Here is a 9,491-nt window from a genome sequence, read left to right as displayed (position 1 = left end):
TGTGGTACCTCCGGAGGCATTCTGAAACTACCTGAAGCCGTGGAGATGGATGTCCACGCGACCTTCGATAATGAGGTTGTGGTCCTCCACGACACCACCGCGGCGCGGGTGGCCGCAGCGGGATCACCCTTCGCTGATGAGCCGGTTGCAGGTCTCCGGCTGGAGCAGGTCCGCAGGATCAGGCTGCGCAACGGGGAGGGGGTCCCGACGTTGGCTGAGGTTGCGGGGGCGGTGGTGGCCCTCCAGAGCTTCTTCCAGCAGCACCCGGGAGTGCTGGAGCGGGTGCTGCTGATCTGCTTCCACGACCTGGTTCTCGTTGAGCTCGCCGCCCGTATCGCCGACTATCGTCTCGGGGTGCTGCGGGGGAAGGGGAACTCGACCGATCTGCAGGTGCTGGATCGTATCCTGTTGGCTAATCTGGCGGCTTTCCTGCCGGATGTGACCGCCCTGGATCCGACTGTCATCAGCTGGGCGCGAGGTAGGGGAGCGCAGACCGGTTGCTGGATCGTGCGCGACAGTACGGATCTGGGGCGGGCGTGGCGGCGGGAGTGAACTTCGTCACGGTGGGAGATCCGGGGAGCGTGGATAAGCGCCTGTGTTCGGCTGAATCCCTGCGCTGGTGAGCCTCGGGCGGGAAGATCAGGGGACTCCCTGATGTTTCCTGGAGCTGCGCCGGTTAACCTGGTTGTTTGGAACCGACATATTCAGGAGAAGACTTTTCATCATGACAGAACATGGGTCCACCCCGCCGGCCGAGTCCGACGGCGCCCCGGCTGACACCACCGCACCCCTGGAGGCCGCTGCCCGCGCCATCGACCTGTACAAGCAGTACGGGGAGGGTGAGACCTCGGTGACGGCGCTGGACCACATCAACGTGTCCTTCGCCCGGAACCAGTTCACCGCGATCATGGGTCCGTCCGGCTCCGGCAAGTCCACGCTCATGCACTGCATGGCCGGCCTGGACTCTGCGACCTCGGGTTCGGCCCTGATCGGTGACACCGATCTGTCGACCCTGCGGGACAAGGAGATGACGGCGCTGCGCCGTGACCGCCTCGGTTTCATCTTCCAGTCCTTCAACCTGGTGCCCACCCTCACAGCTGCGGAGAACATCACGCTGCCCTCCGACATCGCGGGCCGTAAGGTGGACCAGGAGTGGTTCGAGGAGATCACCACCCGACTGGGACTGGCGGAGCGTCTGACCCACCGTCCTGCGGAGCTGTCGGGTGGCCAGCAGCAGCGTGTGGCCTGCGCGCGTGCGCTGGTGTCGCGCCCGGAGATCATCTTCGGTGATGAGCCGACCGGCAACCTGGACTCGAACTCGGCGGCCGAGGTACTCAGCATCCTGCGTACCGCGGTGGACAAGGACAACCAGACCGTGGTCATCGTCACCCACGATGCCCGCGCGGCCTCCTACGCGGACCGTGTGGTGTTCCTGGCGGATGGACAGCTGGTCAATGAGCTGGTCGATCCGACGATGGATGAGATTGTGACCGTCATGACCGGCGTCGAGCGCTAGGCCGGGAGAGCAGTGGCTAATAACACGAGCATGCGCAAGATCAGCCTGCGGAACATCGCGGCACACAAGCTGCGTCTCGCACTGACGGTGCTGGCGGTGGTTCTGGGTACCGCATTCATCTCCGGCGCGTTCATGTTCACCAATTCGCTGAATCAGTCCCTCCAGTCAGCGGTGAGCAGCACCTACGACGGTGTCGACGCCGTGGTGACCCCTGCCGAGGGCGCGTCCGTCCTCTCCCGGGACATCCGTGAGGCGATCGCCGCGGACGAGAAGGTCGCCAACGTCAATGTGACGGCCTCGGAGACCGTGGTCCTGGCGACCGGCGACGAAGAACCCATCCAGACAGGTGGCGGCACCGCCAGTCTGGCGCCGTGGTATAACCCGGACACCGTGGTCGGGGCGCCCAACCCGCTCGTCGAGGGCGAGGCGCCGGCCGCCGTGGATGACATCGTCCTCAACCAGAAGGGTGCGGAGAATTTCGGTGTCTCGGTGGGCGATGAGCTGCTCGTCGTCGACCCGGAGGAACGCCGCACCATGACGGTGACGGGCCTGTACGAGATGGAGTTCGACCAGGGGCAGTCCCTGAGCGCCTACATGCCGGAGGAGGCGTTCCTGGAGCGTTACACCCTCGACGGGGCGACTTCCCAGCTCATCGTCTCCGCGGTGGAGGGTACCTCCGACACCGACCTGGTGGCGCACCTGGAGGACACCCGGGAGGGCCTCGAGGTGGAGACCGGCGCGAAGTTGGCCGAGGAGATGTCGGAGGTGCTGTCCCAGGCACTGTCCTTCGTCAACTACTTCCTGGTGGCTTTCGGCCTGGTGGCCCTGCTGGTGGGCACCTTCCTCATCGCGAACACCTTCTCCATGATCGTCGCGCAGCGCACCAAGGAGTTCGCGCTCCTGCGTGCCCTGGGTGCGGCCCGGATGCAGATCACCCGTTCGGTGGTCTTCGAGGCATTCCTCGTCGGCGTGCTCGGTTCCGCGTTGGGCGTCCTCGCCGGCGTGGGACTGGTCGCCGCGATCAAGGGCATCATGTCCGCCCAGGGCATGTCCCTGCCGGATTCCGGCCTCGGCCTCTCGACGTCCGCAGTCGTCGTCCCCGTCATCCTGGGCACCCTCGTCACCATCATCTCCGCCTGGCTGCCGGCCCGTCGGGCTGGTGAGGTCCGCCCGGTGGAGGCGATGCGTTCCACGGAGGCCTCCACCGACCAGCCGTTGGGGGTCCGCACCATACTCGGCGTGCTGCTGATGGTGGTCGGTGTCGCGGCGGCGCTGGCAGGTGCCCTCATGGCGGATTCGGCGACGTCGACACGCGCGATCCTCGTCGGCATCGGTGCTTTCGGCGTGATCGTCGGCTTCTTCTTCGCCGGCCCCGCGATGTCCCTGCCGATCGTGCCCACTCTGGGGCGGGTCATCGGTGCGCCCTTCGGGGCCATCGGCAGGCTCGCGGCGACGAACTCCCGTCGCAACCCGCGCCGTACCGCCACCACCGCCTTCGCCCTGACCCTGGGTGTGGCACTGGTGACGGCGATCGGCATGCTGGGTGACACGATGAAGGCATCCATCTCCGACGTGGTGGAGAATAATGTCTCCGCCGACTTCATCCTCTCCGGTCCGACGGCGGGCAGCTTCCCGACGCCTGCCGGCACCCCAGACGCCGTCCGCGACGTCGAGGGCGTGGACCAGGTGCTCACCATGTCCATGGCACCCGTGCTTGTCGACGACCGCGCCACCAACCAGTTCGGCGACTTCGCCCAGACCACGCTCCTCGACGGCAATGTTACCGATATGATCGCGATCGAGATGCGCGAAGGTACCGCCGACCTGGGTTCCGGACCGGGTGTGTTGGCCGCAGCCGGCTTCGCGGAGGACAACGGCTGGGAGGTCGGTGACGTCCTGCCGCTGACCGCCCCGGGACTGAGCGAGGAGGTCCGTGAGGTCGAGGTCATCGGCATCTTCGAGCCGAACAACCTCCTCAACAACATGGTCCTCTCCCAGGAATCGGTGGACGGACTGCTGCCGCCGGGCGCACTTGAGGTGAACATGGTCGGGGTCGTCGCCGACGGCTCGGTCGACCGGGACCAGCTGCGTGCCAATCTCGAGGAGGCGGTGAAGGGCTTCATCGTCGTCCAGGTGATGAGCACCGACGAGATGGCCGGCCAGGCCGGCCAGGCCATCGACCAGATGCTCAATATCCTCTACGCGCTACTGGCGCTCGCGGTGATCATCGCGATCCTCGGCATCGTGAACACCCTCACGCTGGGGGTCATCGAGCGCAGGCAGGAGATCGGCATGCTGCGGGCCGTCGGCTCCCAGCGCCGCCAGATCCGCACCATGATCACCCTCGAGGCCGTCCAGATCGCCGTCTTCGGCGCGGTCATGGGCATCATCATCGGCCTGGGGCTGGGCTGGGCCTTCCTCGAGGTCCTCAGCGGCGAGGGCCTGGACACCATCTCGGTGCCCTGGCCCATGCTGCTGTGGATGCTCCTCGGCTCCGCGGTGGTGGGCGTGCTCGCCGCGGTCTGGCCGGCCCGCCGGGCCGCCAAGACCCCACCGCTGGACGCCATCTCCGGTTAAGCGGACACCAGCCACCTCGTCAGCCACGCCACCGCCCACCCGGCGGTGAGCGTGGCTGATATGTATCCGGTCAACAGCCGCCACTGCCGTTCCTTCAGCAGCTCACCGAGCTCCCGGGCCAGGGTCGACCACGTGGACAGCGCACCTGCGAAGCCGGTGCCCAGGGCGAGGTAGACCAGATCCCCGGCCCCGATCACCGCGCCGAGAACGACGGTGGCCAGGAGGTTGGCGGTGAAGGTGCCGCGCAGGCCACCCGGCCACCGGGCCAGGAGACCGCGCAGCATGCCGCCGAGGAAACCGCCGAGACCGACGGCCAACACGGCCCCGATCACCGCGCCCACCGGTCCCCGAGCAGCCACGCCCCGACACAACCCATGACGGTGGCCACCAGATAGCCCGGCGCGGCGGCGCTGAGGTGGGCGAAGGTGGAGAAACTGGTGAAACCGCCCAGCACACCACGGCCCCAGAAAGCACCGGGGCGCAGGAGTCCCATGAGGAAGGAACCCAGGATGTTGATGCCGAGCAGGGGCAGGGGGCCGGCGCCGAGGAGCTCCTCCACGGCGAAACGGGCCAGCGCACCGAGGAGGGCGCCGGCGCCGACGACGGTGGCGTCGACAAGCAGCATGGGTTCACGGTACCTGCCCCCTCGCGGGGGTGACCGGCGGGTGGACAGAGGCGGGACCACTGCGGGTGTGCGTTCACGCGACAACAATGGAGTAACCCCTGCCCAGGCACGAACAAGGAGAACCACAGACATGGCACACGAACGCGCAGGCCAGCCGGCACGTCCCGAGGACCTCATTGACATCGCTGAGGTGGTCACCGCGTATTACACCCGGGAGATCGACGTCGAGGACCCGGACCAGCAGGTGGTCTTCGGCACCTCCGGTCACCGCGGCTCCTCGCTCGACAATTCCTTCAACGAGCAGCACATCTGGGCCACCACCCAGGCCATCGTGGACTTCCGCAGCCAGGGCACCAACATGGACAACGGTCCGATCTTCATCGGCCGCGACACCCACGCCCTGTCTGAGCCGGCGATGGTCTCCGCGCTTGAGGTGCTCATCGCCAACGAGGTCGAGGTGCTTGTCGACGCCGAGGGCCGCTACACCCCGACCCCGGCGGTCTCGCATGCGATCCTCAGCCACAACAGGGACATCCGCTGGGGTGCCGCCGGGCCCTCGTACCCGCCGGCCGACGGCATCGTGATCACCCCCTCGCACAACCCGCCGCGGGACGGCGGTTTCAAGTACAACCCTGCCAACGGCGGCCCCGCAGACACGGATGCCACGGACTGGATCGCCAACCGGGCCAATGAGCTGCTGCGCGCCGGACTGGAGGGCGTCAAGCGCGTCCCAGTCACGGGGGTCCTCGACGAGCGGGCCGAGCGCTACGACTTCAAGGGCCGCTATGTCGCCGACCTGCCCAGCGTGGTCAACATCGACGCCATCCGGGAGGCCGGTGTGCGCATCGGGGCGGACCCGATGGGTGGTGCCTCCGTTGACTACTGGGCGGCGATCGCGGAGACCCATGGCCTCGATCTCACGGTGGTCAACCCCACGGTGGACGCGACCTTCCGGTTCATGACCCTGGACACCGACGGCAAGATCCGCATGGACTGTTCCTCCCCGCACGCCATGGCCTCGCTGATCCAGAACCGCGACAAGTACGACGTCGCCACCGGCAATGACGCCGACGCCGACCGCCATGGCATCGTCACCCCGGACGCCGGTCTGATGAACCCGAACCACTATCTTGCTGTGGCCATCGAGTACCTCTTCGCCAACCGGCCCGGCTGGGACGAGGGCACCGCAGTGGGCAAGACCCTGGTCAGCTCCTCCATGATCGACCGGGTCGTGTCCCGCCTGGGCCGCAGGCTGGTCGAGGTCCCGGTGGGCTTCAAGTGGTTCGTCGACGGCCTGATGTCCGGGACGATTGGTTTCGGCGGTGAGGAGTCCGCGGGTGCGTCCTTCCTGCGCATGGACGGCACCACCTGGTCCACTGACAAGGACGGCCTCATCCTCAACCTCCTCGCCGCCGAGATCATCGCCGTGACCGGCAAGACCCCCTCGCAGCGCTACGCGGAACTGGCCGCCGAGTTCGGTGCCCCCGCCTATGCGCGTCTCGACGCCGAGGCCAACCGCGAGCAGAAGGCCGCCCTCAAGGCACTCTCCCCCGAGCAGGTCACCGCCACCGAGCTGGCCGGCGAGCCCATCACCGCCAAGCTGACCGAGGCACCGGGCAACGGCGCGGCCATCGGCGGGCTGAAGGTCACCACCGAGAACGCCTGGTTCGCGGCGCGTCCCTCCGGTACGGAGGACAAGTACAAGATCTACGCCGAGTCTTTCCGTGGGGAGGATCACCTCCGTCTGGTGCAGGAGGAGGCCCAGGCTGTGGTGAGCCAGGTACTCGGGGGTTAATCTCCTGTGATTCGGGCCGGTCAGGGATAATTCATGTGCCGGACCGGCCCCGTGGTCGACTAAGGTGTGAAGACGTGTCCACCACAGAGCAGGCAATGACCCCCTCGACGAACCCGGAGCCGGTGGCTGCGGGTTCTTTCTGGTCGAGCACGAACGGACGACGGATCCTCGACGGCATCAGCCTCTTCGCCCGATTCTTCATGGCCTACACCTGGCTGACCGCCGGCTGGGCCAAGCTCAACGACCATATGAACATGACGCAGGCCATCATGGCCTACGAGATCTTCACCCCTCAGTGGTCGGATCTGCTGGCCCGGCTCATCGGGCCGCTGGAGATCGCCGGCGGGCTCTTCCTGCTGCTGGGGATCTTCCTCCGGCAGTCCAGCAAGGTGGCCACGGGCGTACTGGTGCTGTTCATCATCGGCATCGCGCAGGCCTGGGCCCGGGGGCTGGCCATCGACTGCGGTTGCTTCAATATCGAGCCGAACTACGACGCCGTGGCGATGGACTATTTCATCACCATCCTCCGCGATGTCTTCTACCTCGCATTGACCGTGTGGACCATCTATCGTCCGTTCAAGAGGTTCGCCCTCTACCCCTAGACCGCAAGACCATCAGATTTCCGAAGGTGAGAACAACACAGTGAGCAAGTCCACCCGGGTCACCGACCCGAACGCCAAGGGCGGTAGCGCATTCATCTGGGCCATCGTCGCCGTCGTCGTCGTGGCGGCCGTGGTCATCGGCTACATCGTCATGTCCGGACAGGGTAAGAAGACCGAGCACCTCGCCGACCGCGCAAACATCGACGTTGCCTTCGAATCCGATTTCAGCGACAGCGCGGTGACCATCGCAGCCGCCAGCCCGGCGGCCGATGCCCCTGAGGTGGACCTCTACGAGGACTACTCCTGCCCCTACTGCTCCACCCTGGCGCAGAACACCGATGAGCAGATGCAGGAGGCGGTGGAGGCCGGCGAACTGATTGTCAACATCCGCACCCTCAACTTCCTGGACCGCGGCAACATCGACGGACACTCCACCCGCGCGGCCGCTGCCGCCCTCGCGGTCGCCGAGGCTGGGGAGACCGACGTGTTCTGGAACTTCCGCACCGTCCTCATGGAGGACCAGGAGGACATCTACAACAAGTGGAGCAACGACGACTTCGCCGACGCCGCACAGGCGCTCGGCGCCTCCGACGGCGTCGTCGAGACGATCCGCAGCGGTGAGTTCATCAGTGACGCCAACACCCTGGCCGCCGCCAACGCCGACAAGCTCGAGGCCGAGACCGGTTCGGTGTCCTCGCCGCGTGTGGTCCAGGATGGCAAGGACGTCGAGGTCGAGGACATCAACCAGTGGCTGGATGCTGTCCTGGGCGCTTAAACCCCGCCTGAGCCCCGCTTGATGACGCCCGCCCCACGCGGGCGTCGTCAAGCATCCACCTGGCGATTTGGTGCCGTAGCATGCGGACGTGTACATTAACAGGAGTTCCAAGGGGCTATGGCGCAGCTGGTAGCGCACCACACTGGCAGTGTGGGGGTCAGGGGTTCGAATCCCCTTAGCTCCACTTGAAAATTGAATACACCGCAAGGGGCTATGGCGCAGCTGGTAGCGCACCACACTGGCAGTGTGGGGGTCAGGGGTTCGAATCCCCTTAGCTCCACCGAAGTAGAGGCCGGTCACCATCCATGGTGACCGGCCTCTCATGTATCCGGGCTCCAGCAGGGGAGGGGACACGTATCCTGGGAGGTACAGACCCCGCGCGTGCCGCGCCCTACCGTGTGAGGAGCATTTCCACATGTTCAACGAAGACATCTTCCGCAAGCTGAGCGTAGAGCAGTCCCTTGCCCGCCTGGCGGATGTCCAGCCCGGCCGCATCGTGCTGCAGCGCAAGGATGCCCTGGAGATCTTCCCCGTGAACTTCGTCGTGGACAGCGAGGCCGTCTACTTCCGTACCGCCGAGGGCACCAAGCTGTTCACCGTCAACCTGGGCAATGAGGTCCTCTTCGAGGCGGACGGTCGTGACGGGCAGACCGCCTGGTCCGTGGTCGTCCGCGGCACCGCCGAGCTGCTGGAGAAGCACGACGACATCGCGCACGCCGAGACCCTGAACCTCCGCCCCTGGGCACCCACCCTGAAGTACAACTGGGTGCGCGTCAACGCCCGGGAGATCACCGGCCGCGAATTCGAGATCGGTGAGGAGCCGGAGCGCTACTGACATGGCGCCCGTGTTCACCAAACAGCCCCGTGAGCCCCGATCCGCTGAGGCGGAGGCCGCGGGGCTGTGCTGGCTGCGGGAGGCTTCCCCAGCCGTCGTCGAGGTGGTCGCCGTGGATCCGGTGGCCAACACCCTGAGCACCGTCCGCATCCGGGAGTCGGCGCCCAACCGCGGGGCGGCACGCCAGGCGGGCCGGGAACTCGCGCGGATCCACCTCGCCGGGGCACCGGCCTTCGGTGCCCCACCTCCGGGCTGGGAGGGGCCCAACTACATCGGCACCCGGGAACAGGAATGCACTCCGACGGCGCAGTGGGGGAGCTTCTACGCGGAGCAGCGCGTGCGTCCCTTCGCCCGCCGTGCCCACGACGTCGGCCACCTCGATGCGGCAGGGCTGGGGTTGGTGGAGCAGGCTGCGGACCTGATCGCCGCCCGGGAATGGGAAGGAGAGCCCGCCCGCATCCACGGTGATCTGTGGGCCGGCAACCTGCTCTTCGGCCCCGAGGGCCCCGTCTTCATCGATCCGGCGGCCCACGGTGGTCATCCGGAGACCGACCTGGCCATGCTGGCGCTGTTCGGTGCACCCCACCTGGAGGACATCATCGCCGGTTACGGGGAGGTATCCTTCCTGCGGCCCGGTTGGCGGGAGCGGGTCCCGCTGCACCAGCTCCACCCCCTGGCCGTGCACGCCTGGACCCACGGCCCTGGCTACGCCCGCCCCCTCGTGGCGGCGGCGGAGGCCACGGTCCGGCTGCTGCGGGAGGGGTGA

Annotated in this window: 10 protein-coding genes and 2 tRNA genes; 10 read left to right on the top strand and 2 right to left on the bottom strand. The window is 66.9% G+C overall.

Annotated elements, in window-relative coordinates:
• The 3 genes from EAH68_RS08680 to EAH68_RS08670 form a co-directional block, all read left to right on the top strand.
• Positions 1-552: glycerophosphodiester phosphodiesterase (locus EAH68_RS08680; RefSeq protein ID WP_126120923.1), on the top strand; the 552-nt coding region annotated here is incomplete at its 5' end.
• Between the two features lie 172 nt (positions 553-724).
• Entirely contained in the window at positions 725-1,516 is a 792-nt protein-coding gene (locus tag EAH68_RS08675) for an ABC transporter ATP-binding protein (protein WP_126120922.1), read from the top strand.
• A gap of 30 nt (positions 1,517-1,546) precedes the next feature.
• Entirely contained in the window at positions 1,547-4,093 is a 2,547-nt protein-coding gene (locus tag EAH68_RS08670) for an ABC transporter permease (RefSeq protein WP_241228377.1), read from the top strand.
• Here EAH68_RS08670 and EAH68_RS08665 read toward each other — a convergent pair.
• Together EAH68_RS08665 and EAH68_RS08660 are read right to left on the bottom strand one after the other, a co-directional pair.
• On the bottom strand, positions 4,090-4,452 hold the full coding sequence (locus EAH68_RS08665) for a fluoride efflux transporter FluC (RefSeq protein WP_241228376.1): 363 nt from the start codon (positions 4,450-4,452) through the stop codon (positions 4,090-4,092). The two genes, EAH68_RS08670 and EAH68_RS08665, sit on opposite strands and share 4 nt — an antisense overlap.
• Positions 4,422-4,718 (bottom strand): fluoride efflux transporter family protein, encoded by a 297-nt coding sequence (locus EAH68_RS08660; RefSeq protein WP_126120920.1) that lies wholly within the window; start codon positions 4,716-4,718, stop codon positions 4,422-4,424. The genes EAH68_RS08665 and EAH68_RS08660 overlap by 31 nt, the downstream gene beginning before the upstream one ends.
• Positions 4,719-4,848: 130 nt before the next feature.
• On the opposite strand from EAH68_RS08660, the gene pgm reads away from it, so the two are divergent.
• The 7 genes from pgm to EAH68_RS08625 all read left to right on the top strand — a co-directional run bounded on the left by pgm (position 4,849) and on the right by EAH68_RS08625 (position 9,491).
• The gene (pgm, locus tag EAH68_RS08655) at positions 4,849-6,513 is read left to right on the top strand and encodes a phosphoglucomutase (alpha-D-glucose-1,6-bisphosphate-dependent) (RefSeq protein WP_126120919.1); all 1,665 of its coding nucleotides are present in this window, start codon (positions 4,849-4,851) and stop codon (positions 6,511-6,513) included.
• A gap of 74 nt (positions 6,514-6,587) precedes the next feature.
• Positions 6,588-7,115 (top strand): MauE/DoxX family redox-associated membrane protein, encoded by a 528-nt coding sequence (locus EAH68_RS08650; RefSeq protein WP_277600468.1) that lies wholly within the window; start codon positions 6,588-6,590, stop codon positions 7,113-7,115.
• A 40-nt stretch (positions 7,116-7,155) separates the two neighbouring features.
• Entirely contained in the window at positions 7,156-7,890 is a 735-nt protein-coding gene (locus EAH68_RS08645; RefSeq protein ID WP_126120918.1) for a DsbA family protein, read from the top strand.
• 111 nt (positions 7,891-8,001) lie between these two features.
• Positions 8,002-8,074, top strand: a tRNA-Ala gene (locus EAH68_RS08640).
• 23 nt (positions 8,075-8,097) lie between these two features.
• Positions 8,098-8,170 (top strand) — tRNA-Ala (locus tag EAH68_RS08635).
• A gap of 135 nt (positions 8,171-8,305) precedes the next feature.
• A complete protein-coding gene (locus EAH68_RS08630; protein ID WP_126120917.1) occupies positions 8,306-8,725 on the top strand; it encodes a pyridoxamine 5'-phosphate oxidase family protein in 420 nt (139 codons plus the stop codon).
• A gap of 1 nt (position 8,726) precedes the next feature.
• Entirely contained in the window at positions 8,727-9,491 is a 765-nt protein-coding gene (locus EAH68_RS08625) for a fructosamine kinase family protein (RefSeq protein WP_126120916.1), read from the top strand.

Origin of the sequence: Corynebacterium hylobatis, from assembly GCF_003955685.1 — a bacterium.
Classification (GTDB): Bacteria; Actinomycetota; Actinomycetes; order Mycobacteriales; family Mycobacteriaceae; genus Corynebacterium; species Corynebacterium hylobatis.
This window is presented reverse-complemented; position numbering and strand designations above follow the sequence as displayed.